26 protein-coding genes are annotated in these 25,550 nt (G+C 67.2%); 8 read left to right on the forward strand and 18 right to left on the reverse strand.

Annotated features, from left to right (window positions below; genetic code table 11):
* Positions 1-89 precede the first annotated feature (89 nt).
* The 8 genes from hslV to D5301_RS01255 form a co-directional block, all read right to left on the reverse strand.
* A complete protein-coding gene (hslV, locus tag D5301_RS01220) occupies positions 90-641 on the reverse strand; it encodes an ATP-dependent protease subunit HslV (RefSeq protein WP_005411093.1) in 552 nt (183 codons plus the stop codon).
* A 172-nt stretch (positions 642-813) separates the two neighbouring features.
* Positions 814-1,014 (reverse strand): DUF3079 domain-containing protein, encoded by a 201-nt coding sequence (locus D5301_RS01225; RefSeq protein WP_049421394.1) that lies wholly within the window; start codon positions 1,012-1,014, stop codon positions 814-816.
* A gap of 77 nt (positions 1,015-1,091) precedes the next feature.
* Entirely contained in the window at positions 1,092-1,982 is an 891-nt protein-coding gene (gene xerC / locus D5301_RS01230) for a tyrosine recombinase XerC (RefSeq protein ID WP_153854551.1), read from the reverse strand.
* A 16-nt stretch (positions 1,983-1,998) separates the two neighbouring features.
* A complete protein-coding gene (locus tag D5301_RS01235; protein WP_153854552.1) occupies positions 1,999-2,673 on the reverse strand; it encodes a DUF484 family protein in 675 nt (224 codons plus the stop codon).
* Positions 2,670-3,521: a diaminopimelate epimerase gene (gene dapF / locus D5301_RS01240; protein WP_153854553.1), complete on the reverse strand. Its 852-nt coding sequence runs from the start codon at positions 3,519-3,521 to the stop codon at positions 2,670-2,672. The genes D5301_RS01235 and dapF overlap by 4 nt, the downstream gene beginning before the upstream one ends.
* Positions 3,514-3,786 (reverse strand): lipoprotein, encoded by a 273-nt coding sequence (locus D5301_RS01245; RefSeq protein WP_153854554.1) that lies wholly within the window; start codon positions 3,784-3,786, stop codon positions 3,514-3,516. Before D5301_RS01245 ends, dapF begins: the two co-directional genes overlap by 8 nt.
* 82 nt (positions 3,787-3,868) lie before the next feature.
* Positions 3,869-4,294 carry a YbaN family protein gene (locus D5301_RS01250; protein WP_153854555.1) on the reverse strand — a complete coding sequence of 142 codons (426 nt, stop codon included), beginning with the start codon at positions 4,292-4,294 and terminating at the stop codon, positions 3,869-3,871.
* Between the two features lie 54 nt (positions 4,295-4,348).
* Positions 4,349-6,460, reverse strand: a complete 2,112-nt coding sequence (locus D5301_RS01255; RefSeq protein WP_153854556.1) for a S9 family peptidase — start codon at positions 6,458-6,460, stop codon at positions 4,349-4,351.
* 143 nt (positions 6,461-6,603) lie between these two features.
* Here D5301_RS01255 and D5301_RS01260 point away from each other — a divergent pair, with 143 nt between their 5' ends.
* Positions 6,604-7,797 carry a pyridoxal phosphate-dependent aminotransferase gene (locus tag D5301_RS01260; RefSeq protein WP_153854557.1) on the forward strand — a complete coding sequence of 398 codons (1,194 nt, stop codon included), beginning with the start codon at positions 6,604-6,606 and terminating at the stop codon, positions 7,795-7,797.
* 118 nt (positions 7,798-7,915) lie between these two features.
* Here the strand turns inward: D5301_RS01260 and D5301_RS01265 are convergent, their stop codons facing one another.
* Together D5301_RS01265 and D5301_RS01270 are read right to left on the reverse strand one after the other, a co-directional pair.
* Positions 7,916-10,012 (reverse strand): prolyl oligopeptidase family serine peptidase, encoded by a 2,097-nt coding sequence (locus D5301_RS01265; protein WP_153854558.1) that lies wholly within the window; start codon positions 10,010-10,012, stop codon positions 7,916-7,918.
* A 69-nt stretch (positions 10,013-10,081) separates the two neighbouring features.
* Positions 10,082-10,408, reverse strand: coding sequence for a hypothetical protein (locus tag D5301_RS01270; protein WP_110713762.1), 327 nt, complete (start codon positions 10,406-10,408; stop codon positions 10,082-10,084).
* Positions 10,409-10,535: 127 nt separating this feature from the next.
* On the opposite strand from D5301_RS01270, the gene D5301_RS01275 reads away from it, so the two are divergent.
* Positions 10,536-11,138, forward strand: a complete 603-nt coding sequence (locus tag D5301_RS01275; RefSeq protein ID WP_094001036.1) for a lipocalin family protein — start codon at positions 10,536-10,538, stop codon at positions 11,136-11,138.
* Between the two features lie 121 nt (positions 11,139-11,259).
* Here D5301_RS01275 and D5301_RS01280 read toward each other — a convergent pair whose 3' ends face one another.
* The 3 genes from D5301_RS01280 to D5301_RS01290 all read right to left on the reverse strand — a co-directional run bounded on the left by D5301_RS01280 (position 11,260) and on the right by D5301_RS01290 (position 14,060).
* The gene (locus tag D5301_RS01280) at positions 11,260-11,949 is read right to left on the reverse strand and encodes a methionine ABC transporter permease (protein WP_153854559.1); all 690 of its coding nucleotides are present in this window, start codon (positions 11,947-11,949) and stop codon (positions 11,260-11,262) included.
* Positions 11,946-12,953 (reverse strand): methionine ABC transporter ATP-binding protein, encoded by a 1,008-nt coding sequence (locus D5301_RS01285; protein ID WP_006471119.1) that lies wholly within the window; start codon positions 12,951-12,953, stop codon positions 11,946-11,948. Before D5301_RS01285 ends, D5301_RS01280 begins: the two co-directional genes overlap by 4 nt.
* Positions 12,954-13,163: 210 nt before the next feature.
* Positions 13,164-14,060, reverse strand: a complete 897-nt coding sequence (locus D5301_RS01290) for a DMT family transporter (RefSeq protein ID WP_153854560.1) — start codon at positions 14,058-14,060, stop codon at positions 13,164-13,166.
* Between the two features lie 185 nt (positions 14,061-14,245).
* Here D5301_RS01290 and D5301_RS01295 point away from each other — a divergent pair, with 185 nt between their 5' ends.
* A complete protein-coding gene (locus D5301_RS01295; protein WP_006471121.1) occupies positions 14,246-14,728 on the forward strand; it encodes a YajQ family cyclic di-GMP-binding protein in 483 nt (160 codons plus the stop codon).
* Positions 14,729-14,763: 35 nt separating this feature from the next.
* On the opposite strand, the gene D5301_RS01300 is transcribed toward D5301_RS01295, so the two are convergent.
* The 3 genes from D5301_RS01300 to D5301_RS01310 form a co-directional block, all read right to left on the reverse strand.
* Positions 14,764-15,861, reverse strand: a complete 1,098-nt coding sequence (locus tag D5301_RS01300; protein WP_110713768.1) for a helix-turn-helix domain-containing protein — start codon at positions 15,859-15,861, stop codon at positions 14,764-14,766.
* 158 nt (positions 15,862-16,019) lie between these two features.
* Positions 16,020-17,147: an NAD(P)-dependent alcohol dehydrogenase gene (locus tag D5301_RS01305; protein ID WP_153854561.1), complete on the reverse strand. Its 1,128-nt coding sequence runs from the start codon at positions 17,145-17,147 to the stop codon at positions 16,020-16,022.
* Between the two features lie 17 nt (positions 17,148-17,164).
* Positions 17,165-18,631: a benzaldehyde dehydrogenase gene (locus D5301_RS01310; protein ID WP_153854562.1), complete on the reverse strand. Its 1,467-nt coding sequence runs from the start codon at positions 18,629-18,631 to the stop codon at positions 17,165-17,167.
* Positions 18,632-18,824: 193 nt separating this feature from the next.
* Here D5301_RS01310 and D5301_RS01315 point away from each other — a divergent pair, with 193 nt between their 5' ends.
* Positions 18,825-19,391 (forward strand): DUF1415 domain-containing protein, encoded by a 567-nt coding sequence (locus D5301_RS01315; protein ID WP_153854563.1) that lies wholly within the window; start codon positions 18,825-18,827, stop codon positions 19,389-19,391.
* Entirely contained in the window at positions 19,388-20,191 is an 804-nt protein-coding gene (locus tag D5301_RS01320; protein WP_164161494.1) for an SDR family oxidoreductase, read from the forward strand. The genes D5301_RS01315 and D5301_RS01320 overlap by 4 nt, the downstream gene beginning before the upstream one ends.
* A 363-nt stretch (positions 20,192-20,554) precedes the next feature.
* On the opposite strand, the gene D5301_RS01325 is transcribed toward D5301_RS01320, so the two are convergent.
* Complete coding sequence (locus D5301_RS01325; protein WP_324187241.1) at positions 20,555-22,585, reverse strand: M3 family metallopeptidase; 2,031 nt, start codon at positions 22,583-22,585, stop codon at positions 20,555-20,557.
* Between the two features lie 165 nt (positions 22,586-22,750).
* Here D5301_RS01325 and D5301_RS01330 point away from each other — a divergent pair, with 165 nt between their 5' ends.
* Positions 22,751-23,155, forward strand: a complete 405-nt coding sequence (locus D5301_RS01330) for a hypothetical protein (protein ID WP_110713776.1) — start codon at positions 22,751-22,753, stop codon at positions 23,153-23,155.
* A gap of 71 nt (positions 23,156-23,226) precedes the next feature.
* On the opposite strand, the gene D5301_RS01335 is transcribed toward D5301_RS01330, so the two are convergent.
* The gene (locus D5301_RS01335) at positions 23,227-24,339 is read right to left on the reverse strand and encodes a PLP-dependent cysteine synthase family protein (RefSeq protein ID WP_153854565.1); all 1,113 of its coding nucleotides are present in this window, start codon (positions 24,337-24,339) and stop codon (positions 23,227-23,229) included.
* Positions 24,340-24,461: 122 nt separating this feature from the next.
* Between D5301_RS01335 and gloA the strand changes: the two genes are divergently transcribed.
* The gene (gene gloA / locus D5301_RS01340; RefSeq protein ID WP_153854566.1) at positions 24,462-24,980 is read left to right on the forward strand and encodes a lactoylglutathione lyase; all 519 of its coding nucleotides are present in this window, start codon (positions 24,462-24,464) and stop codon (positions 24,978-24,980) included.
* 92 nt (positions 24,981-25,072) lie between these two features.
* Complete coding sequence (locus D5301_RS01345; protein WP_110713782.1) at positions 25,073-25,501, forward strand: VOC family protein; 429 nt, start codon at positions 25,073-25,075, stop codon at positions 25,499-25,501.
* The last annotated feature ends 49 nt before the right edge of the window (positions 25,502-25,550 follow it).

Raw genomic sequence — 25,550 nt, forward strand, 5'->3', positions numbered from 1 at the left:
GATTCAGTGTCGGTAGTGCCGGCCGCTGGCCGGCAACCAGGCACGCGTGGGGGGATCATGAGGTTGCCGGCCAGCGGCCGGCACGACCCTCACAGCTCCTCGACCACCACGTTGCGGTTGGTGTAGATGCAGATGTCGCCGGCAATGCCGATCGCTTCGCTGGCGATGGTGCGCGCATCCAGTTCGGTGTGCGCCATCAGTGCGCGCGCGGCCGACAGTGCATAGGAACCACCGGAACCGATGGCGATGATGCCGTCCTCCGGCTCGATCACATCGCCGGTGCCGCTGATGATCAGCGAGGTTTCCTTGTCGGCCACCGCCAGCAGGGCTTCAAGCTTGCCGAGGCGGCGCTCGGTGCGCCAATCCTTGGCCAGCTCGACCGCAGCGCGCTGCAGCTGGCCGTGCTTTTCCAGCTTGGCCTCGAACAGCTCGAACAGGGTGAAGGCATCGGCGGCGGCACCGGCGAAGCCGGCCAGCACCTGGCCGTCACGACCGAGGCGGCGCACCTTGCGCGCATTGCCCTTCATCACGGTGTGGCCCAGCGTGACCTGGCCGTCGCCGGCAATGGCCACGTGCTCGCCGCGACGGACGCAGACGATGGTGGTGGCGTGGAAAACGTTGGGATTCTGACTGGGGTCCATGCGGCCTCCGATAGCTGTTCACGGGACATGGGGACAGCGCCGGGTGCGATCAAGCCTGTGCGGATGGCTGCCGTTCAGCGCTTGGTGGCGCCCCATGGGAAGAGGGCGCCCTTCTAACGAGCGCATCGCAATGCGCGCGGACCCCGCCGCCCGAACGTGGAACGCCTGCCGTTCAGCGCTTGGCCTGCGACGGCCGATCCGGATTCGGCTCGATGCCCCAGGCGAGGTACCAGTCTTCGCCCTGCGTCTCGATCGGATGCTGGGTGCGGCCGGAGCCATTGCCGCAGGCCAGGGCGTCAGCCGCGCAGTAGCGGTCGCAGCCCCAGCAGATGCGCTCCGGATGCCTGGGGTGCAGCGGAATGGGCTTCGCCATGGTGGCGGTGTCCTCGTGGCCTGCGGCCACGATGCGCCGGTAGCGCCCGCCCTGCCCTGATCCAGATCAAGGGCGGTCTATTCAGCCTTGTCGTCCTTGTTGCGGCGCTTCGCACGTGGATGCGCGGCGTCGTAGACCTTGGCCAGATGCTGGAAATCGAGGTGGGTGTAGATCTGGGTGGTGGCGATGTCGGCATGGCCAAGCAGTTCCTGCACGCCGCGCAGGTCGCCTGACGATTCCAGGATGTGGCTGGCGAAACTGTGCCGCAGCATGTGCGGGTGCACGTGCTTGAACAGGCCCTGGCGCTGCGCCAGCTGGCGGATGCGGATCTGCACCGCGCGCTGGCTGATCGGCCCGTTGCGGCCGGGAAACACCGGCGAGGCCGGGCCGCCGCCACTTTCCGCACGCCACGCCTGCAGCGCTTCGCGTGCGGGCCGGCCGAACGGCACGCGGCGCTGGCGGTTGCCCTTGCCCAGCACGTTGACCAGGCCGCTGTCGAAATCCAGGTCGCGCCAGGTCAACGCGCAGACTTCGCTCAGGCGCAGGCCGGAGGAATAGAACAGTTCCAGCAGCGCGCGATCACGGCGGCCGAGTTCACCTTCCGGCTCCAGCTCGACCAACTGCACGGCTTCGTCGGCATCGAGCACCTGCGGCAACCGGCGCGGTGCGCGTGGCGCCTTCAGCGTCGCCGCCGGGCTGACCTCGATGCGTCCATGCTTCAACAGCCAGGCGTAGAAGCTGCGGCACGCCGACAAGCGGCGCTGCAGGCTCTTGGCCGACAGGCCACGCCGGTGCTCATCGGCGACGAACTGACGCAGCGCCTCGGCATCGAGTGCCTCCACCGCAACACCGCGTGGCTCGGCCCAGACCGACAGCGCGTCCAGGTCGCGGCGGTAGGCGTCGAGCGTATGTGCCGACATCCGCCGCTCCACCTGCAGGTGCTGCAGGAAGGCCTGTACCGCGCTCATCGTCGTCGTGCCCTGCTCAGTCCTGGAATCGCTTCAAGCCGGTAACCAGGGCGTCACCCATCATGCGCAGGAACAGCGTGCCCATGCCCGGATAGAAGCGGTTCGGGTCGTGGCTGCCCACGGCAATCAGGCCCACACCCGGCAACGGCAGCAGCGCGGTGGTCTGCACTTCTTCGCTGCGCACGCCATACAGCACGGCATTCTTTTCCGGCTGCAGGCGGCCGCAGATCGGCTCGCCGTCGTTCAGACAATCGCGGAACGGGCCCAGCTGCGGATCGTCCGCGGCGATCACCTGCAGCCAGTCGGCCTGTTCCAGCCCGGCCACCGGTGTGTGCACCACCAATCGCACCAGGTCGCCAGCGAAATCCTCCTGCAGCGATGCCGCCATTGCACGCAGGGTATCGGCAGCGTTGTCCTGCTTCATCAGCGCCAGGGTCAGCTGGTGCGTGCGCACCGCCAGGCGTTCATTGACCTGGGCGGTGGCGCCCAGATCGGCCAACCGTCGCGCCAGCTCGCGGTTCTTCTCGCGCAGCACTTCCAGCTGGTAGCTGGCCAGCGATGCGGTCGGGCCGTCATCGCGTGGCACCACCAGGGTCAGGGCCAGGTCCGGGAACTGCTTGAGGAAGCCGGGATGGCGCCGCAACCAGGCAGCGACTTCATGGGCCCCGAGCTTGTCGACGGTTTCGGTCATGCGATCCACTCCCCTTCGAAGACGAATGCAGTCGGGCCGGCCATCACCACCGGCTGGCCATCGCCCGGCCACTGGATGCGCAGGTCGCCACCGGGCAGGCTGATGCGCGCATCGCGCTGCAGGCGGCCACGCTGCATCAGGGTCACCGCGGCGGCACAGGCACCGCTGCCGCAGGCCAGGGTTTCACCGACGCCGCGCTCGAACACCCGCAGGCGTGCATGCGCGGGGCTCATCACCTGGGCGAAGCCCACGTTCACCGAGCGCGGGAACGACGCATGCTGCTGCAGCAGCGAACCGACGCGCTCGACCGGGGCCGCATCGATCAGGCCCACTTCGATCACCGCATGCGGGTTGCCCATCGACACCGCAGCGAAACGCACGCTCTCGCCCTGCAACGGCAGCAGGTATTCCTCGCGTGCGTGGGCAAAGCCCATCAGCGGCACGTTGGTCGGCTCGAACGCGGGCACGCCCATGGTTACCGCGAACTGCCCCTCGCCCAGCACCTTCACTTCGTGGCTGGCCAACGGGCTGTCGATGACGAATGCATCGCCCTGCGCACTGCCTTCGCGCACCAGCCAGGCCGCGATGCAGCGCGCGCCATTGCCGCACTGTTCGGAGTTGGAACCGTCGGCATTCCAGATGCGGTACGAAGCCACCGAGCCTTCCGCACGCGGCGCTTCGATGGTCAGGATCTGGTCGCAGCCGACGCCGGTGTGGCGGTCGGCCAGGCGCGCGGCCAGTTCAGGCGTGGGCGGCGACGTACCGTCACGCAGGTCGATCACTACGAAATCATTGCCCGCGCCGTGCATCTTGCTGAAGCGCAGGGCCTTGGAACCGGCCTTACTCATTCCCGCCGCCCACCTTCTTTGCCGGCGCAGGCGCCCGCTGGGTGGTCGGTGCGGCCGGCTCCACGGTCGTGGCCGGGGTGCCGCTGCCCTGGGTCTCCGCCGGGGTCGCCTCGGTGGCGGGCTCGGCAGCGGGCTCGACGGTTTCTTCCACCGGCACCGGCTTCTGCGGCAGTACCAGCGGGCCCTTGTTGCCGCAGGCGGCGAGGAGCAGCAGCGAGGCCGCTGCCAGCGGAATCAGGATGGCGTTTCGATGGGGGATCTTCATGCCCCGAGTATAGCCATTGGCGGCTGAGCGGTTGGTGCAGGGGCTCGGGTTGCCGGCCAGCGGCCGGCACTACCGCAGGCGCTCAATCCGCGGGCGGTGGCAGCGGCCGCGTCCACAGCCAGATCGCCACCACGGTCATGCTGCCGATCGAGAACCACTTCACCCAGGCGATCGGCACGCACCACAGCATGATGCCGGCGCACACCGCCATGGTGATCGTGGCCATCCACTTGCCGTAGCGGCTGACCGCACCGTGCGCCTGCCAGTTGGCGATGGCCGGGCCGAAGCGCGGATGCTGCAGCAGCCAGGTATGCAGACGCTCGGAACCCCGCGACGCAGCCCACGCGGAAATCAGGATGAATACGGTAGTCGGCAGGCCCGGAACGAAGATGCCAACGATGCCGGTACCGAGGCTGACATACGCCAGCAGCCACCACGCCCAGCGGAAACGCACCACGCGCGGTGGCGTGGCAGCATCGCGGGGTGCGGGGGGTTCAGGCGGGTTCATGGCCGCAAGGATACCGGTTCGGGGTGCCAGGCAACGCCCGGCACCCCTGTGCCCTTACGGTTGGGCGATGCCCAGCTGCTGCAGCACGAACGCATACGACTCGGACAGCTCGCGGTAGCGCTGGAAGCGACCCGACTTGCCACCGTGGCCGGCTTCCATGTTGGTGCGGAACAGGATCGGGTAGTGGCCGGTGTTGTCGTCACGCAGCTTGGCCACCCACTTGGCCGGCTCCCAGTACTGCACCTGCGAATCCCACAGGCCAGTACCCACGAACAGCGCCGGATAGGCCTGCTTCCTGACGTTGTCGTAAGGCGAGTAGGACAGCATGTAGTCGTAGTACGGCTTCTGCTCCGGGTTGCCCCACTCGTCGTACTCGTTGGTGGTCAGCGGAATGGTCGGGTCGAGCATGGTGGTGACCACGTCGACGAACGGTACCTGCGCCACCATCACCCGGTAATCCTGCGGCGCCTGGTTGGCCACCGCGCCCATCAGCAGGCCACCGGCGCTGCCACCCGAGGCGGCAACGCGATCCTTCGCCGCCCAGCCCTGCGCCACCAGGCCACGGGTGACGTCGATGAAGTCGTTGAAAGTGTTCTGCTTGTGCAGCAGCTTGCCGTTCTCGTACCAGTCGCGGCCCATCTCCTGGCCGCCGCGGATGTGGGCGATGGCATAGACCACGCCACGGTCGAGCAGGCTCACTGCGGTCTGGTTGAAGTACGGATCCATCGACATGCCGTAGCTGCCGTAGGCGTACTGGAACAACGCACCCTTGCCATCCTTCTGGTAGCCCTTGCGGTAGACCAGCGACACCGGCACCGTCACGCCATCGCGTGCGGTGATCCAGACGCGGTCGGTCTCGTACTTCGACGCGTCATAGCCGATCACCGGCTGCACCTTCAGCTGGCGGCGCTCACCGGTGGCGGTGTTCAGCTCGAACACGGTGGTGGGGGTGGTCATCGAGGTGTAGACGTAGCGCAGCCACGGCGTATCGGCCTCGGTGTTGTCGCCCAGGCCCATCGAATACGCCGGCTCATCGGCCTTCACGTAGTCGCTGCGGCCATCCTTGAACAGCAGGCGGATGCGCTCCAGGCCCTCGGAACGTTCGGCGATGGCGGTGTACGCATCGAACAGCTCGAAGCCTTCGATGAACACCGCATCGTCGTGCGCGATCCAGTCCTTCCACTGTGCGCGCGAGGTCGCATCGGTCGGTGCGGTGACCAGCTTGAAGTTCTTCGCACCGTCGTTGGTGCGGATCACCCAGCGACCATCGTAGTGGTCAGCGTCGTACTCCACATCGCGCTGGCGCGGCGCCAGTACGGTGAACGTGGTCGGGTCGCTGGCCGGCGCGTAGCGCTCTTCCGAGGACACGGTGCTGTGCACGCCGATGGTGATGAAGCGATCATCGCGGGTACGGCCGATACCCATGTAGAAGCTGTCGTCCTTCTCTTCGTAGACGACGGTGTCGGCGCTGGCCGGAGTGCCCAGCACGTGCTTCTTCACGCGCACGGTCAACAGCGTTTCCGGATCGTTCTCGACGTACAGCACGGTGCGGTTGTCGTCGGCCCAGACCAGGTCACCGGAGCTGCCGGTGATCACATCGGGCAGCACCTTGCCGGTGGCCAGGTCCTTGAAGCGGATGGTGTACTGGCGCCGGCCGACATCATCATCGGCCCAGGCCAGCAGCTGGTTGTCCTGGCTGACTTCCATCGAACCAACACTGAAGTAGCCCTTGCCGGCAGCCATCGTGTTGACGTCCAGCAGGATTTCCTCGGCGGCATCCATGCCGCCCTTGCGGCGTGCGTGGATCGGGTAGTCCTGGCCGGTCTCGAAGCGGCTGTAGTACCAGTAGCCGCGCTCGCGCGCCGGCACACTGGAATCGTCCTGCTTGATGCGGCCGACGATTTCCTTGTACAGGGTGTCTTCCAGCGGCTTCAGCGGCGCCAGCAGCTGGTCGGCGTAGGCATTCTCGGCCTGCAGGTAGGCCAGCATGTCCTTGTTCTCGCGCTTGTCGTCGCGCAGCCAGTAATAGTCGTCGTTGCGGGTCGCGCCGAACGGCGCCTTGACCACATGCGGATGCTTGGCGGCATCCGGCGGAACGGGCGGCGTGGCGGCGGTAGCAGTGGTGGTCATCAGGCTGGCAAGCAACAGGCAGAGGGTGGATTTCATGAGATAAGGCTCCAGGCGCATCAATGCAATGGTCTTCGGCGGGGTCAGATCCCTTTTCCCGAAAAGGGATCTGACCCCAATCCCGGCAATGCGGCAACCCTGCGGATCGTCATGGGTCGTGCCGGCCGGCGTACCATGGGCACATGAGTACCCTGCCCCACACGCCGGGCTACAGCCGGCGCAGCCATGAAATCGCTCCGTTCCACGTAATGTCCCTGCTGGCCCGCGCGCAGGCGCTGGAACAGGCGGGCCACGATGTGATCCACCTGGAAATCGGCGAACCGGACTTCACCACGGCCGAACCGGTCGTGCGGGCCGGCCAGGCCGCATTGGCCGCCGGCCATACCCGCTACACCACCGCACGTGGCCTGCCGGCCCTACGCCAGGCGATCAGCGGCTTCTATCGCAGCCACTACGGGCTGGACATCGACCCCGAACGCATCCTGGTCACTCCCGGCGGCTCCGGTGCGCTGCTGCTGGCCAGCAGCCTGCTGGTCGATCCGGGCCACCACTGGCTGCTGGCCGACCCCGGCTACCCCTGCAACCGCCATTTCCTGCGCCTCGTTGAAGGTGGCGCGCAACTGGTGCCGGTCGGCCCGGACACCGCCTACCAGCTCACACCGTCGCTGGTGGAACAGCACTGGAATGCCGACAGCGTCGGCGCACTGGTCGCCTCCCCCGCCAATCCGACCGGCACCGTGCTGTCCGCCGACGAACTGGCTGCACTGTCGCAGGCCCTGCACGCGCGCGGTGGCCACCTGGTGGTGGACGAGATCTACCACGGCCTGACCTACGGCCTGGATGCACCCAGCGTGCTGCAGGTGGATGACAGCGCGTTCGTGCTGAACAGCTTCTCCAAGTATTTCGGCATGACCGGCTGGCGGCTGGGCTGGCTGGTGGCCCCACCGGCCGCGGTACCGGACCTGGAGAAGCTGGCGCAGAACCTGTACATCAGCGCCTCAAGCATCGCCCAGCACGCCGCACTGGCCTGCTTCAGCGAGGAATCGATGGCGATCTTCGAACAGCGCCGTGATGCGTTCCGCCAGCGCCGTGATTTCCTGCTGCCGGCACTGCGTGAACTGGGCTTCCGTATCGAAGTCGAGCCGCAGGGTGCGTTCTACCTGTACGCCGACGTCAGCGCGTTCACCGACGACGCACAGGCCTTCTGTGCCCATTTCCTGGAAACCGAGCACGTGGCGTTCACCCCGGGGCTGGATTTCGGCTTCCATCGCGCCAACCAGCATGTGCGCCTGGCCTACACCCAGGAAGTGCCGCGATTGCAGGAGGCGGTGGCGCGGATCGCGCGCGGGTTGAAGCGTTGGCAAGGATCACGTTGACGGTCGTGCCGGCCGCTGGCCGGCAACCCGGGAATGCGTGAATGATGCAGTTGCCGGCCAGCGGCCGGCACTACCGGTAATGAAAAACGCCGCCCTGGGGCGGCGTTTTCCGTTCTGCTTACTTACCGCCCAACCGCTCCCACAGGAAGCTGTAGGCCAGCGCCGACATGTGCGCGGCCTGCGCATTGTTGGCTGCGCCGCCGTGGCCACCTTCGATGTTCTCGTAGTAGGTCACGTCCTTGCCGGCGTCGATCATCTTCGCCGCCATCTTGCGGGCATGGCCCGGGTGCACGCGGTCATCGCGGGTGGAGGTGGTGAACAGCACCGGCGGGTACTTCTTCTTCGCGTCGAACAGGTGGTACGGCGAGAAGGTCTTGATGAACTCCCAGTCGCTGGTGTCCGGGTTGCCGTATTCGGCCATCCACGACGCGCCGGCCAGCAGGTGGCTGTAGCGCTTCATGTCCAGCAGAGGCACCTGCACGACCACTGCACCGAACAGTTCCGGGTACTGGGTCAACATGTTGCCGGTCAGCAGGCCACCGTTGCTGCCGCCCTGCACGCCCAGGTGCTTGGCGGTGGTGATCTTGCGCTTGACCAGATCCCGTGCCACGGCGGCCATGTCTTCGTAGGCCTTGTGGCGGTTCTGCTTCAGCGCTGCCTGGTGCCAACGCGGGCCGTACTCGCCGCCGCCACGGATGTTGGCAACCACGTACACGCCGCCCTTCTCCAGCCAGGCGCGGCCCATGCCACCGGAATAGCTCGGGGTCAGCGAGATCTCGAAGCCACCATAGCCGTACAGCAGGGTCGGGTTGGAGCCGTCCAGCTTCATCGCCTTGTCATGCACCACGAAGTACGGCACGCGGGTGCCGTCCTTGCTGGTGGCGAAGTGCTGCTCGATCACCTTGCCCTTGGCATCGAAGAAGGCCGGCATGGTCTTCAGCGTTTCCGGCGCCTGCCCGATCTCGGCCAGGGCCAGGGTGGTCGGGGTGAGGTAGTCGGTGGCGGTCAGCCACACCGCGTCGCTGTCGTTGCTGTCGACCGCGGCCACGCCCAGCGTGCCGAAGGCCGGCGCGCCGACGAAGCGGCTGGTCTGCCAGCCATTGGCGCCCGGGGTCAGCACCGACAGGCGGTTCTTGACGTCATCCAGCACGTTCAGCACCAGGTGGCTCTTGGTCCAGGTGGCGCTGGCCAGCGAGGTGGTCGCGGTCGGGGTGAACAGCACCTCGAAGTCGCGCTTGCCGGCCAGGAAGTCGTCCAGCTTCGTCGCCAGCAGCGAACCGGACGCGTAGGTCTTGCCGCCCACGGTCCACGGATCGCGCAGTTCCAGGGTCAGCCACTGCTTGTGCAGGCCCTTCTCGGCCGAGTTCGGCGCGTCGATCTTGGTCAGCGTGCCGTCGTCGCCACGCAGGTAGATCTCGTTGTTGTAGAACGCCAGCGTGCGGCTGACCAGGTTGCGCTCGAAGCCCGGGGTGTCATCGTGCATCGCCGCGATGTACATGTCTTCCGGCTTGCCTTCATACACCACGGTGGCCGAGGCCATCGGCGTGCCGCGCTTCCACAGTTTGGCCACGCGCGGATAGCCCGACGTGGTCATCGTGCCGGCACCGAAGTCGGTGTAGACGAACACCGTGTCGCGGTCGACCCAGTTGAGGCCGCCCTTCGACTCCGGACGGAAGAAGCCGTCCTTGATCCAGGTCTTGTTGGCCAGGTCGAATTCGCGGGTGACGTCGGCGTCGGCGCCGCCGCGCGACAGCGCGATCAGGCAGCGGCTGTAGTCCGGGCGCAGGCAGTCGGCACCGTGCCAGACCCAGTTCTCACCCTCGGCCTTGTTCAGCGCATCCAGGTCGAGCACGGTCTCCCACTGCGGCGAGGCCTTGCGGTATTCGGCCAAGGTGGTGCGCCGCCACAGGCCGCGCTCGTGCTGCTGGTCCTTCCAGAAGTTGTAGTAGTAGTCGCCGATCTTCTGCACGCCGGGGATCTTGGCATCGGAGTCGAGCACCTCGCGGATGCTGGTCTCCATCTGCTTGAAGGCCGGGGTCTGCGCCAGGCGCGCCTCGGACTTGGCGTTCTGTTCCTTGACCCAGGTCAGCGGCTTGTCGCCGGTGACGTCTTCGAGCCAGGCGTAGCGATCGGTGTCTTCAGCGGCCACGGCGGTCCCCACCGAGGCAGCGGTCATCATGCCGGCCAGCAGGCAGGCGGAAGCAAGTCGAGACATTGCAGCTCCAGGCAGTCATAAGCCGTGGAACGCTAGCATGGATCGCCGCGGCCGCCCCCGTGTCGAAGGTCAGGCCGCGGCGGTCGAGCCGCGACGGCCTCGCACCGCCCCGCCGCTACGGCGACGCGCCTGTCCACCGGTACGACGCGCCAGCCGCAGCCACGACAGGCGCGGCAACGGGAAGCGCAGCAACGCCCACCAGGCCACCAGCGGCATGCCCACCAGCCACATCGGCAGCCAACCCAGCCAGGCACTGCTGCCGCGCGCGGCCGGCCAGACCAGTACCAGTGCCACGCCGGCCAGGGCCAGCTGCTGCACGCTGCGCAGCAGGCGGGGGTCGGCACGCTCGAGAATGACGCGTTCAGTTGCAGGGCGGCGGACGGAACGTGCGTTCATGGGGCTTCTCCGGTGGACAATGCAACACAGCATGGGCAAGGCCCTTCTCACAGGTTGCGACACCATTGACGGATCGCGTGCACACAGTCGACCATGCGCGTGCAAGCCCACTGGAGCCCGCTCCCGCATGACTTCGATCCGCCCGCTCTGCGCCGTGCTGCTGGCCCTGTCCCTGGCGGGCCCCGCCGTGGCCGCCAGTGAGCCGCCGTCGCCCCGTGCCAGCGCTCCGCGCGCCGCCGACCCGGATGCGCCGATCGACCTGAAGCGTTTCATGGGCACCTGGTACGTGATCGGCCGCGTGCCGAACTTCATCGAACGGGGCCATGTGGCCAGCGTCAACGAGTATGAGCTCCGCGACGCGCACAAGGTCGGCATCACCTACCGCTACCGCGATGGCTTCGGCGAACCGCTGCAGGAAGTCCGCGCGCGTGCCAGCGTCGACCCGGACAGCGGCAACCACGGCTGGCGCACCTGGTTCTACCGCGTGGTGCCCACCCATTCGCGGGTACTGGAAGTGGCCCCGGACTATTCGTGGGCGCTGATCGGCTATCCCGGCCGTGAAATGGCCTGGATCTTCTCTCGTACGCCGGACATGGACAAAGCCCTGTACAAGGAGCTCGCAGAGCGACTGCGCGACGAGTACGGCGTGAACACCGACAAGCTCAAGCGCGTGCCGCAGCACCCGGAGCAGGTCGGCAAGCTGGGCTACGAAGTACCGAACGTGCGTTGATTGCAGGTGGGATTGCCGGCCAGCGGCCGGCACTACCATTTCCAGGCAATGGGGTAGAGCCGGCCGCTGGCCGGCTGCCGCGATGCACCGGGCGACGCCGGGGCAGCGCCCCGGCGCCTCGTCATTTGCGGCTGTAATGCGCGACCAGGCGGTCGCCGAGCATCTGCAGCAGCTGCACCAGCACCAGCAGCAGGACCACGGTAACCAGGGCCACGTCGGTGTGCGAACGCTGGTAGCCATCGCGGAACGCCAGGTCACCAAGGCCGCCGGAACCAATCGCACCGCCCATCGCGGTGAAGCCGATCAGGGCCACGGTGGTGACCGTCGCACCGGCGATCAGGCCAGGACGCGCTTCCGGCAGCAGCACGCGGGTGACCAGCTGCCAGGTGGTGGCACCCATCGCCTGGGTGGCCTCGATCACGCCACGGTCCACTTCGCGCAGCGCGCTCTCGACCAGGCGCGCGTAGAACGGCGCTGCGCCGATCACCAGTGGCACGATCGCACCACGCACGCCCAGCGACGTCCCCATCAGGAACAGGGTGACCGGAATCAGCACGATCATCAGGATGATGAAAGGCACCGAGCGCAGCAGGTTCACCACCAGCGCCAGCACGCCATAGGCGAACGGACGGCGCTTCATCTGCGGTGCGCCGAACAGGTACAGCAGCACGCCCAGCGGCAGGCCGATGGCCAGGGTCAGCGGCAGCGAACCGAGCAGCATCAGCAGGGTGTCGATGGTGGCCTGGCCGATGTCGGCCCACTTGCCCGCATCCAGGTGGCGGAAGAAACCGCCGGCAGTGGCGATGATCATCGACGCAGTTCCTCAACGTGCACGCCGGCGGCCACGAACGCGGCCTGCGCGGCGGACTGGTCACCGCCCACCAGGGCGACAACCAGCTGGCCATACGGGGTGTCCTTGATCCGGTCGATACGGCCGGACAGGATGTTGTAATCGACACCGGTCTCCCGCGCGACGCTGCCGAGCAGGGGTTCGTAGGTGTCTCCGCCGAGGAAGGTCAGGCGCACGATGCGGCCACCGACGGCATCGAAATCACGGTGCAGCGCGCCTTCATCCACGTGCTCCGATTCGCTGACGAAACGGCGCGTGGTCGGGTGCTGCGGGTGCAGGAACACCCGGGTGACCGGCCCGGTCTCGACCATCTGGCCGGCATCGAGGACGGCGACGCGGTCGCAGACGCGGCGGATCACGTCCATCTCGTGGGTGATCAGCACGATCGTCAGGCCGAGCTCGCGATTGATCTTCGACAGCAGCGACAACACCGAGGCGGTGGTCTGCGGGTCCAGCGCACTGGTGGCCTCGTCGCACAGCAGGATCTGCGGGCGTGTCGCCAGCGCACGGGCGATGCCGACGCGCTGCTTCTGGCCACCGGAAAGCTGTGCGGGGTACTTCTGCGCATGCGCCTCCAGGCCCACGGTCTGCAGCAATTCGGCCACGCGCGCGTCGATCTCCGCCTTCGGCGTGCCGGCCAGCTCCAGCGGGAAGGCGACATTGCCGGCCACCGTGCGCGACGACAGCAGGTTGAAGTGCTGGAAGATCATGCCGATTCGCCGGCGCAACGCGCGCAGGCCATCCGCGTCCAGTGCGGTGACATCCTCGCCACCGATCAGCAGCCGGCCACCGCTGGGTTCTTCCAGACGGTTGATCATGCGGATCAGGGTCGACTTGCCGGCGCCGGAGTGGCCGATGATGCCGAATACCTCACCGGCCTCGATGGTCAGGTCCAGCGGCTGCAGCGCGCTGACTTCTCGGCCGGCAACGGCATAGGATTTGTGCAGGCGCTGGAACTCGATCACGGGCGTGGCTCACCGGCTGGGTGACGGAAGGGGGCGTGCAGCCTACCAGCGCAGGCGGTCGCGCGCCCGCGCCATGGGCCAGAATGTTATTCCTTTTGGTTCTAAGTCGCCCGCACCGACACGTTGGCTGGGGTCAGAGCCCCTGCGGGGATCCGACCCCAAGGTCGGATCCCCGCAGGGGCTCTGACCCCATTCCCCGGCCAAACCGACTCAGGGATGGTCCAGCGGCTTCGGCGGCTCCTGCCGGTTCACCCGCTCACGGTGCAGCAGGTACAGCCCCGAGGCGACGATGATCGCCGCACCCACCCAGGTATAGCTGTCTGGCAGCTGGCCCCAGAAGGCCAGATCCCAGCCGATCACCCAGACCAGGCCGCTGTACTCCAGCGGCGCGATCATCGAGGCCTCGCCCAGCTGGAACGCCTTGGTCAGGGCGATCTGGCCGAGCGCGCCGGCCAGGCCCATGCCGGCGATCAGCGGCGCATGCGCCAGCTGCAGCGGCACCCAGCCGGGAAGGGCCAGCAGGCCGGCGCCGATGGCCATGATCACAAGGAACCAGACCACCATCGACTGCGAGGTATCGGTGCGGGTGAGCAGGCTGACCGTGATCGCCGCCACGGCATAGGCGGTGGCGGCGGCCAGCACCATCAGGCCGGGCACCGAGATGAAACCGTCCACACCCGGCCGCAGCACCACCAGCACGCCGACCAGGCCGATGCCGATGGCCACCCAGCGCCGTGGCCCGACCCGCTCGCCCAGCAGCGGCACCGACAATGCGGCGATCAGCAGCGGGGCGACGAAATAGATGGTGTAGGCGGTGGACAGCGGCAGGTCGCGCAGGGCGAACACGAAGCAGCCGATCATCGCCATGCCCAGCGCGCCACGCAGCAGGTGCAGCCCCCAGCGACGCGGGATCAGCGAGCGCGGGCCGGCGCTGGCCAGCACCCAGACCAGCACGAACGGCAACGAGGCCGCGCCGCGCAGGAAGGTCACTTCCAGGGTCGGATAGCTGGTCGACAGCTGCTTCATGCCAGCATCCATCAGCGAGAAACAGGCGACCGCAGCGACCATCCAGGCCACCGCACGCGAAGGGGAGCGTTGCACGTTCATGGCCCATTATCGCCGACCACACCGGCTTGTAGAGTCGAGCTTGCTCGACTGCCGCCCTTCTGTAGAGTCGAGCCATGCTCGACTGCCTTGTGAAGAGCAGTCGAGCATGGCTCGACTCTACAGAAAGCAGGCATGCGGGCCGGCGCGATAGAATGGCCACCACTGAATCCTGCGGAGCATCGCCCATGCCTTCCTTCGACGTCGTGTCCGAAGTCGACACCCACGAGCTGACCAACGCCATCGACCAGGCTAACCGCGAACTGGCCACCCGCTTCGACTTCAAGGGCGTGGACGCCAAGTTCGAGCGCGATGGCGATGTGATCAACCAGACGGCGCCGACCGAGTTCCAGCTCAAGCAGATGAACGACATCCTGCGCGCCCGCCTGGCCGCGCGCGGCATCGACGTGCTCAGCCTGGAGTTCGGCGACATCGAAACCAACCTGGCCCAGGCCCGGCAGAAAATCACCGTCAAGCAGGGCATCGAGCAGAAGATCGCCAAGAAGATCGCGGCGGCACTGAAGGACGCCAAGCTGAAGGTGGAAAGCCAGATCAACGGCGACAAGCTGCGCGTGCAGGGCAAGAAGCGCGATGACCTGCAGGACGCCATCGCCGTGCTCAAGGCCGGCAAGTTCGAGCTGCCGCTGCAGTTCAACAACTTCCGCGACTGATGCCCCCGCCGGGCCCTGCCCGGTGGACTACGCGGTCAATCGCGCAGCAGCTTGTACAGCGTGGTGCGCGAGATTCCCAACTGGCGTGCGGCCAGGCTGAGGTTGCCGTCAGCGGCCTGGGCCGCGCGGCGCGCGGCCTCACGCTGCTGGTCACGCAGCCGCGGCGCGCCTGGATCTGCCGGGGTGCTCCGCACAGTAGACCGGTGCGCCGCCCCCCGCGGCCCCTGCAGACGCTGCAGGTAGACCGCACTGCCCTCGCCCAGCCGGACCCGATGCGCTGCGCCCGGTTGCAGCAGCCGACGCCGTTGCGCCGCACTGGCACCAGCAAACAGCGCTTCCAGACCCAGCAGCGGCAACGGCCCGCGCCGTGGCAGGCCCAGCAGGCGCCGTGCAACGCGGTTGGCTGCACGCAGCTGGCCATCCTCCTGCACCGCCAGCAGCCCCTGCAGCGGTGACGCCAGCCAGCGCGGATCATGTTGCACGGCCAGCAGGTGCACGTCGGTAAGGCTGTGGAACAAGCGGTTTTCGCTGGCCAGCGCAGCCTGCCGGAAATAGCCCTGCAGCAGGGCGGGATCGCGCTCGCCAAGACCGGTGATGTCGATCACTCCGCAGACCCGACCGTCGAGATCGTGCAGTGGCTCGCTCAGGCAGAACACCGGCGCGAACCGCTGCAGGTAATGTTCGTTGCCGCGCACCAGTGCCGGCACATCATCGGCCAGGCTGACCGCTGGCGCGGTGGTGCCGATCTCGGTCTCGCCCAGCTGTCGCCCGACCTGGATCGGCCGCAGCAAGGGAGCATCTTCCAGCCCGTGGGCCTGCTGCGCGATCACCATGCCATCGCGGTTGGCGCAGAACATCGTCCAGCCACGCCCACCGAAGGCCGCCCAAAGCTGTTCCAGCTCCGGCTGCACGCAACGCGCCAGGCGCCGGTCATCGGGATGGGACAGATGGCGGCCATCGCCCAGCAGCGGCCGATAGTCCGGCTCCTGCCCCGGCTGCAGGCCCGCCGCGCGCGAACGCAGCCATGACTGCTGCAGCGGCAGCGGCAACACGCCCAATGAGCGCACATCGCCGTCGGCGAAAGCGGCACGTGCCGCCACCAGTTGTTGCTGCCCGACTGTCGTGGCCATCATGGAAGCAGCCTACACCCGCCAGCGGCAACGCCATGTTACGTCTCGGCAACGGAGCGTTTCCGTTTCAAGACGCGTTCAAACAAAGGGGCAGAGCCATTATCTTCTGGAAACGGATCTGCCCCATGCCGGCCAGCGACCGGCACTACCAACAGGGGAAACTACGCCGCGATGCGCAGCACCGGCTTCAGGGTAATGCCACGGGTACTGTCTTCTGCGGCCTGGTTGATCTGTTCCAGCGGATAGAACTTCACCAGCTTGTCGAACGGGAAGCGTCCCTGCTGGAACAGGGTCACCAGCTGCGGAATGAACACCTGCGGCACACTGTCGCCCTCGACGATGCCGCGGATGCTGCGACCGCCGAGCAGCAGGTTGTTCACATCGAAGCTGGCCGTCGTGCCCAGTTTCGGCGCGCCCACCACGCCCATCATGCCCAGCCCACCCAGCGCCTCGACGCCAGCGGACAGCACGTCCGGACGACCGGTCGATTCCAGCGCGAAGTCAGCACCCCCACCCGTGATCGCACGCACCGCCTCGACCACATCGGTCTCCCGGCTGTTGACCACGTGGGTGGCCCCCAGCTCCAGAGCAAGCTCCAGGCGCGAAGGCACCACGTCGATGGCAATGATGGTGGTGGCCCCGGCCACCTTGGCCGCCATCACCGCGCTCAGGCCCACCGCACCGGCACCATAGCTTGCAAAGCTGCTGCCCGACCGCACCTGCAGCGAGTTGAGCACCGCACCGGCACCGGTCTGGATGCCGCACCCCAGCGGGCCCAGCAGTTCCAGTGGTGCGTCATCAGGCACCTTGATCGCATTGATCTCGCGGGCCAGCGCGTAGGTGGCAAACGAGGACTGGGCGAAGAAATGATCGTGCAGCGGCTGGCCCTGCGCATCGGTGATCGCGGTACGTCCGTGGCCATCATCGCCACCGAAGTTCAGGGCGAAGAAATCCCTGCAGTAGGCACCGTGTCCACCCCGGCAGGGATTGCAGTGACCACAGGCGCCGTAGGTCAGCACCACGTGATCCCCCGCCTTGAGGTCGCGCACGTTCGGGCCAACCGATTCGACGATGCCCGCCCCCTCATGGCCCAGCACCGCCGGCAGCGGCACCGGATAGTACTGATCGCGCACGATCAGGTCGGTATGGCACAGGCCGGTGGCCACCACCTTCACCAGCACCTCGTCGTCCTGCGGACCGCGCAGCGTCGCCTGCTCGATGACGAAGGGCTGCTCCTTGCCGCGTACCACGGCGGCGGTGATCTCACGCGTTGCGTTGTTGTCGTTCATCGTGATGGCTCCTTCGATCAGATCGGGTATGCGGGCGCTTCGCCCTTGACGGTCAACCACTGCCACTGGGTGAACTCCTCGCCATTGGCCGGGCCACCGATGCTGGTGCCGTTGCCGGACGCGCCGACGCCACCGAAGGGGTTGATCACCTCGTCATTCACGGTCTGGTCGTTGATGTGCAGCAGACCGGTACGCAGGCGCTCGCCGATCTTCAGCGCGCGGCCGACGTTGCTGGACACGATCGCCATCGACAGCCCGTACTCGCTGTCGTTGGCCAGGCGCACGGCTTCGTCGTCATCGTCGAACGGCACCACCACCGCCACCGGCGCGAAGATCTCCTCGCTGAAGGCCGGATTGTCGGCCGCAACGTTGCCGAGCACGGTGGGTGCGAAGAACAGCTCCCGGTGCGTGCCGCCCGCTTCCAGCGTGGCACCGGCCTGCACCGCCTGCTCGACCACGCGTGCGGCATGGTCGCGCTGGCCAGCATTGATCAGCGGGCCGATCGCCACGTCCTCACGTGCCGGGTCGCCTACCTTCAGCGCGTTGGCCTTGGCCACCAGTTTCTGCAGGAACGTGTCGTGGATCTTCCGGTGCACCAGCACGCGCCCGGTCGCCATGCAGATCTGGCCCTGGTGCAGGTAGACGCCCCACGCGGTGTTGGCCACCGCCAGGTCCAGGTCCGCATCGTCCAGGATGATCAACGAATTCTTGCCACCCAGCTCCAGCGAAACCTTTTTCAGGTGCTTGCCCGCCGCTTCGCCGACCTTGCGCCCGGCGGCGGTGGAACCGGTGAACTGGATCATCGCCACGTGCGGGTCACTGGTCAGTGTAGCCCCGGCCGCGCCATCGCCGGGCAGCATGTGCAGCACGCCTGCCGGCAGGCCCGCCTGCTCGAACAGGCGTGCGATCACCACGCCGCCACATACCGCCGTACGCGGGTCCGGCTTGAGGACCACAGCGTTGCCCAGCGCGATCGCCGGGGCCACCGCGCGCATCGCCAGGTAGAGCGGGAAGTTGAACGGCGAGATGACCCCGACCACGCCCAGCGGCCTGCGCCGTGCCAGGTTCAGCCGGCCCGGTTCGGAGGGAAGGATCTCGCCCACGCTGCGCGACGGCAGTGCGGCGGCTTCATGCAGCGCCTTGATCGTCACCTTGGCCTCGAAGCCGGCCTTGAGGCGGGTCGAGCCGCTTTCGCGGACCAACCAGTCGATGAGGGTGTCGATGTTCTCCTCGGCCAGCCGCGCAGCCTTGCGCAGCACCTCGGCGCGCTGTTCGTAGGGCGCCGCCGCCCACGCCTGCTGCGCCTGTGCCGCGGCGGCTGCCGAACGCGCGAACTGCGCCGGGTCGGCCAGGCCGATCTCGCCCAGCTCCTGGCCGGTGGCCGGTTCAATCACCGGGTGCCGTTGCGGGGCAGCCTGCCAGTGGCCATCAAAGAAGGCGCCGGCCCAGAGGGCGTCCGGCAGCCACGGGGAAGATGCAGTCATGGGTGTCCTCCTGTGTCGTGCATCCATTCCACGCCCGTCGCCCCGGGCTGGCAATCGGCCATCCATCGGTAGCGCGCAACGGTTTGAATCTTCGGGAATTTCCAGCTTCGCCACTGTCCAGTTCCTGCACAGTGGACAACGCAGCACCGGCACACTGCCTACAATGGCGGCCCCGCCAGCCGACGTGCCCGCCATGACCGATTCCCACCTGCCCACCGATGACCCGATCGCCGCCACCCGCCTGTGGCTGGAGCGCATCGTCATCGGCCTGAACCTGTGCCCGTTCGCCAAGGCGGTGTACGTGAAGGACCAGGTCCGCATCGTGCTCAGTGATGCGACCACGCCGGAAGCCCTGGTTGAACAGCTGGCCGAGGAACTGGTGCTGCTGCGTGACACGCCCGCCGAGCAGATCGACACCACCCTGATCGTGCACCCACAGGTGCTGACCGACTTCCTCGACTACAACGATTTCCTCGACAACGCCGATGCGGCGATCGAGGCGCTGGACCTGCAGGGCATCCTGCAGGTGGCCAGCTTCCATCCGGACTACCAGTTCGACGGCGTGGCCGCGGACGACGCCAGCAACTACACCAACCGCGCGCCCTTCCCCACCCTGCACCTGCTGCGCGAAGACAGCGTGGCGCGCGCGGTGGATGTCTATCCGGACCCGGACGTGATCGTCGAGCGCAACATCCAGACCCTGGACCGCATCGGCGTGGACGGCTGGCTTCGCCGCCTGCGTGGCGAAGACCTGACGTGAGCACGGTGCCGCCGATTGCCACATGGCCGGCCGCGCCGCTGTCGGGCAAGGCGGTGCTGGTCACCGGCGGCGCCAACGGCATCGGTCGCGGCATCGCCCAGGCCGTGCTCGGTGCCGGCGGACGCGTGCTGATCGGCGACCTGGATGAGGAGGCCGGCGAGGCGTGTCTGGCGGAATGGCAGCGTGGCGAGGATGCCGCGTTCCAGCGCCTGGACATCACCGACGAAGCCAGCGTGCGCGATTTCATCGCCGTGGCCCAGCAGCGTTTCGGCCGCATCGACGGGCTGGTCAACAACGCGGGGATCGCCGGCCCGCACGGCACGCTGCTGCAGGACATGGACTGGGACGAGTGGCAGCGCCGGCTGTCCTCGCTGCACGGCGCCTTCCTGTGCAGCAAGCACGCGTTGCCCGCGCTGACTAACAGCGACGCTGGTGCGATCATCAACATCGCCTCCACCCGCGCCTGGCAATCCGAAGCACACAGCGAAGCCTATGCCGCGGCCAAGGGTGGGCTGGTGGCCTTCACCCATGCACTGGCGATCAGCGCCGGCCCGGCGGTGCGGGTGAACAGCATCAGTCCCGGCTGGATCGGCACTACCGCCTGGCAAGCGCCGTCGCGTCGCCACGAATCGGAGTACTCGGCCATCGACCATGCGCAACACCCGGTCGGCCGGGTCGGCCGCCCCGAAGACATCGGTGCACTGGCGGTGTACCTGCTGTCGTCGCTGTCCGGTTTCACCACTGGCCAGGACTTCATCGTCGACGGCGGCATGACCCGGAAGATGATCTACGCCGAATGACCCCAAGGCGCGACGCCTGGTAGAGGCCAACCTTGGTTGGCCTGGGCTTTTCGCCAACCAAGGTTGGCGCCTACCAAGGCGTTACGCCATGTCCGAACATTCCGGTAGATCCACGCCATGCGTGGATAGCGGTAACGTGCCAACCAAGGTTGGCACCTACCAAACACCTTACGCCATGCCCGAGTGGCGCAGCAGCGCGTCGATCTGCGGTGCGCGGCCGCGGAAGGCCTTGAAGNCTGGGCTTTTCGCCAACCAAGGTTGGCGCCTACCAAGGCGTTACGCCATGTCCGAACATTCCGGTAGATCCACGCCATGCGTGGATAGCGGTAACGTGCCAACCAAGGTTGGCACCTACCAAACACCTTACGCCATGCCCGAGTGGCGCAGCAGCGCGTCGATCTGCGGTGCGCGGCCGCGGAAGGCCTTGAAGTTCTCCGCCGCCGGGCGGCTGCCACCACGCGACAGGATCTCATTGCGGAAGCGTGCACCGGTTTCAGCCAGTGCCTGCGGCGCTTCCTCGAATGCGGCGTAGGCATCGGCGCTGAGCACCTCGGCCCACTTGTAGCTGTAGTAACCCGCGGCGTAACCGCCAGCGAAGATATGGCTGAACTGGTGCGGGAAGCGGTTCCAGACCGGCGGGTGGTTCACTGCCACTTCCGCACGCACGCGGTCGAGCAGTGCCAGCACGCTGTCCTGCGCCGGTTCGAACTGGCTGTGCAGCAGCATGTCGAACAGGCCGAACTCCAGCTGGCGCACCGTGGCCATGCCGCTGTGGAAATTGCGCGCGGCCAGCATGCGCTCGTACAGCGCGCGCGGCAGCGGCTCACCCGTTTCAACATGCGCGGTCATGCCCTGCAGGTGGTCCCATTCCCAGCAGAAGTTCTCCATGAACTGGCTGGGCAGCTCCACCGCGTCCCATTCCACGCCGTTGATGCCGGCCACACCCAGTTCGCCGATGCGGGTCAGCAGCTGGTGCAGGCCGTGGCCCATCTCATGGAACAACGTGGTTACTTCGTTGTGGCTGAAGGTCGCCGGCTTGCCGTTGGCACCACGGCCGAAGTTGCACACCAGGTAGACCAGCGGCGTCTGCACGCTGCCATCCCCACGCACGCGACGGTTACGGCAATCATCCATCCACGCGCCACCGCGCTTGCCTTCGCGCGCGTACAAGTCCAGGTAGAACTGGCCAACCAGCGCGCCCTGCGCATCGACCAGGCGGAAGAAGCGCACATCTTCGTGCCACACCGGCGCGCTGTCCTCCTGCACGCGCAGGCCGTACAGCTGCTCGATCACCGAGAACAGGCCGCCCAGCACCTTCGGTTCGGTGAAATATTGCTTCACTTCCTGCTCTGAATAGCTGTAGCGCGCCTGCTTCAGGCGATCGGCGGCGAACGCCAGGTCCCAGGCCTGCAGGCTGTCGATGCCGAGCTGTTCGCGTGCAAACTGCTCCAGCTCGGCGCGGTCCTTGGCCGCAAACGGTTTGGCGCGCGAGGCCAGGTCGCGCAGGAAACCGAGCACCTCGGCCGGGTCCTGCGCCATCTTGGTGGCCACCGAATAGTCACCATACGAACCGAAGCCGAGCAGTGCGGCCAGCTCCGCGCGAAGGGCGAGGATGCGGTCGATGTTGCCGCTGTTGTCCAGCGCGTCGTCACCGAATTCGGACGCACGCTGCGCGCTGGCACGGTACAGAATCTCGCGCAGGTCGCGATCTTCGGCCCAGGTCTGCACCGGCAGGTAGCACGGCATCTGCAGGGTCAGTTTACAGCCGGTCTTGCCGTCCTTTTCCGCCGCAGCGTGCGCGGCGGCCTTCACGTCCTCCGGCAGGCCGTTCAGTCGCGCTTCGTCCTCGATGATCAGCGACCACGCGTCGGTAGCGTCGAGCACGTTCTGCGAGAACTTCGCCGACAGCGCCGACAGCTCCTCCTTGATCGCCGCGAAGCGCTGCTGTGCCTCGGGCGCCAGCTCGGCGCCGCCAAGGCGGAAGTCACGCAGCGTGTTGTCCAGCACCTTGCGCTGGGCCTCGTCGAAGCCCGCGGCCTCCGCGCTGGCGGCCAGTGCCTGGTACTGGCGGTACAGCGCCAGGTTCTGGCCCAGCGCACTGGCGAAGCGGGTCACCCGCGTCAGGTTGCTGTTGTAGGCCTCACGCAGTTCCGGGGTGTTGACCACGCCCTGCAGGTGGCCGACCAGGCCCCAGGCGCGCCACAGGCGCTCGGTGGCGTCATCCAGCGGGGCCACGAAGGTCTCCCAGCGCACCGGCTGCACCTGCTCGGCCGCGCTGACGGCGGCTTCGGCCTCGGCCAGCAGCACGTCCAACGCCGGTGCCACGTGCTCGGGGCGGATGGCCTCGAAGCGCGGCAGGCCGGAAAAATCGAGCAGGGGGTTGGCAACGGTCACGGCAGATCTCCAGGGAACGGGCCCGGCGGGCGGGCAGCCCAGTAGATATGGCGCTGGCAGGCGTGGCTGACAAGGGGGCGCGGCATTCACATCGGCCTTACGGTCACGCATCGAAGCTCTGGCTGCGGGGGAGTCCGCAGCGGTAGGTACTGAACGAGGCCCCACATGGAAGGTCTGGCTGCAGTTGCATCCGCCCCACCGGCGCGGTCGTTGGCGTTGTCCGCCAGCCCGGCCGAACTGACCTGGATCGCCGCGCTGTGCGATGCCGGCGATGACGCCCCGCGCCATCTGCAGCAACTGCAGGCGGTGCTACAGCAGGGCGGCACCTTCAACGACGCCCAGGAGTGGTACCCGTTCGAGGTGATCGAGCGCGGCGCCAGCCAACTGCGGCTGGGCCATGAGCGCGAGTTCGTGATCTGCGTGCTGCTGTGGCTGCAGGCGCTGGCCCAGGGCCGTGCCAGCAGCCTGGACCCGAGCCTGCATCTGGATGACCGCGCGATGGACATCGAGGCATTGCCCGATGCACTGCGCGATGCGGTGCTGGATGCGTTCACTGCGGCGGGGTATTGAATCTGTAGCGTCGAGCCATGCTCGACGGCTCTTTCCCGGAGTGTCGAGCACGGCTCGGCTCTACGAGGGCGCTACAGCGCTTCCAGGCTGCACCACGGCAGTTCGGGCAACCCCTGCCCGGCCACCGCCGCTGCCAGCTGCGCATCGGCACCGTCGACATCGATGCCCTGGCGCACGTACCACGCCGGGTCGTAATAGCTCTGCGCGTAGCGCTCGCCGCTGTCGCACAGGATGCTGACAATGCTGCCCTGGTGGCCCGCCTCACGCATCCACTGCGCAGCCTGCAGCACACCGATGAAGTTGGTGCCGGTGGAGCCACCCACGCGTCGACCGAGCTGGCGGCTGACATGGCGCATCGCGGCCAGGCTCAGTGCATCGGGCACCTTCACCATTGCATCGACGCTGGTCGGGATGAAGCTCGGCTCCACCCGCGGCCGGCCGATGCCTTCCACGCGCGAACCACCGCTGCAGGTCAGGCCCCGCCAGTCCTGCTCGCCGGCCACGGCAGCCTGGTAGCCATCGAAGAACACCGACACTTCCGGGTCCGCGCACAGGATGCGGGTGTCATGCCGGCGGTAGCTGACATAGCGGCCCAGCGTCGCTGCGGTACCGCCGGTACCGGGGCTGCACACGATCCACTCCGGAACCGGGCTGGGCTCCTCGGCCATCTGCTTGAAGATGGATTCGGCGATGTTGTTGTTGGCGCGCCAGTCGGTAGCGCGCTCGGCATAGGTGAACTGGTCCATGAAGTGGCCGCCGGTTTCGCGGGCCAGCTTCTCCGATTCACCGTTGAGTTCGCAGGCACGCTCGACCAGGTGACAGCGGCCCCCGTGGAACTCGATCGCGGCGATCTTTTCCGGCGAAGTGGTCGCCGGGATCACCGCAATGAACGGCAGGCCGAGCAGGCGCGCGAAATAGGCTTCGGAGACGGCGGTCGAGCCGCTGGAGGCCTCGATCACCGGCCGGCCTTCGCGCAACCAGCCGTTGGTCAACGCATACAGGAACAGCGAGCGCGCCAGCCGGTGCTTGAGACTGCCGGTGGGATGGCTCGACTCGTCCTTCAGGTACACATCGATGCCCTCGAACCCGGGCAGCGCCAGCGGGATCAGGTGGGTATCGGCGGAACGGTTGAAATCGGCTTCGATCTTGCGGATGGCGGCGGCCACCCATTCACGCTGCGACATGGCGGGCAATGCTCAGAACGGAACGGTGCGATCCGGCCATTGTACGTCGCGGTGCCGTCAGGTGACGGCCGGTAGAATGGGCCCATCCGGCCGGCAACGGCCCTGTCTGAAGGACCTCCCCCATGACCATTCCCGCCCTGCGCGATGTCCCCGGCGTCGCCACCCAGGCCCCAGCCGAAACCAGCGGCTTCGTGTTCAACCACACCATGCTGCGGGTGAAGGACATCACCGCCTCGCTGGACTTCTACACCCGCGTGCTCGGCTACCAGCTGATCGACAAGCGCGACTTCCCGGAGGCCCAGTTCAGCCTGTACTTCCTGGCCTACGTGCCGGCCGGCGCGGTGGTGCCGGAAGACGATGCCCAGCGCCGCGTGTGGATGGCCGGCCTGCCGGGCGTGCTGGAACTGACCCACAACCACGGCACCGAGACCCAGGACGGCGCGGTCTACCACGATGGCAACAGCGACCCGCGCGGCTTCGGCCACATCTGCGTGTCGGTGCCGGACATCGAGACCGCCTGCCAGCGATTTGAAGACCTGGGCGTGACCTTCCAGAAGCGCCTGACCGACGGCCGCATGAAGAACCTGGCCTTCATCAAGGACCCGGACGGCTACTGGGTCGAGATCATCTCCAACGTCTGACCCAAAAAGGGGACGGAGGGGATTAAGTCGTTTCTGGCACTATTGGCTGGAAGCGACTTAATCCCCTCCGTCCCCTTTTTTGCGAGGTTCGTATGGAAACGATGGAACTGCACCGCGGCCGCTTGATCGACCATCTGCAGCTGGTGGTGCGTGACCTGGCCGCCAGCCGCCGCTTCTACCAGGCGGTGTTCGACACCATCGGCGTGCCGCTGGGCGGCGAAGGGCCGGACTTCTTCTGGGCCGATGAGCTGTTCATTTCCAGCGCCAGCAGCGAGGCCGCCGCCGGCCAGCTGACCGGGCGCCACCATCTGGCCTTCCAGGCCCGCGACAGCGCCACCGTCGATGCCTTCCATACCGCCGCGATCGCCGCCGGCGGCACCGATAACGGCGCGCCGGGCGAACGCCCTTACCACCCGGGCTACTACGGCGCCTTCGTGCTCGACCCGGACGGCAACAACATCGAAGTGGTCTACCACGGCCCGGCGAACTACAGCGCCGATTCGGTGAAGGTCACTTTCTGATTTCACCGGTGCCGTGAACGAAGAAGCCGGGCAATGCCCGGCTTCTCTG

Origin of the sequence: Stenotrophomonas sp. MH181796, from assembly GCF_009659995.1 — a bacterium.
Lineage (GTDB): Bacteria > Pseudomonadota > Gammaproteobacteria > Xanthomonadales > Xanthomonadaceae > Stenotrophomonas > Stenotrophomonas riyadhensis.